The organism is Chryseobacterium sp. SIMBA_029 (genome assembly GCF_046535275.1).
In the GTDB taxonomy this organism is placed as follows: Bacteria; Bacteroidota; Bacteroidia; order Flavobacteriales; family Weeksellaceae; genus Chryseobacterium.
The window spans coordinates 1-273 of record NZ_JAWRXA010000303.1 but is presented as its reverse complement, the minus strand read 5'-3'; the positions used below and the strand labels follow the sequence as shown (position 1 = coordinate 273).

Genomic DNA, 273 nt, shown 5'->3' with positions numbered 1-273 from the left:
GGCTTCAAGCGCATTGAGGAAGACATGATAGCGCTCGTGGTTCAGCTTCCAGTTCACATAGGAAGTGAAGACGAAGCACGACACGTAGAACATGCCGAAGGCCATGGCGTAGACGCTCGTTGGCCAGAAGAACACCAGCGAGATCAGGAAGGTCACTAGCACCGCGCTGGAGGCCAGAACCGAAAGGCCGAACCGGAAATTGAAGAACTGGTTGGCGCCCATCATGAAGATGGCACCGAAGATCATGTAATAGGAAAGGCTGTCGGCATGGAC

General features: G+C 54.2%; 1 protein-coding gene. It reads right to left on the bottom strand.

From position 1 onward, the window contains the following. Positions 1–273, bottom strand: a 273-nt coding sequence (locus SB679_RS24220) for a hypothetical protein (protein WP_410704796.1), incomplete at both ends; no start/stop codon positions are given.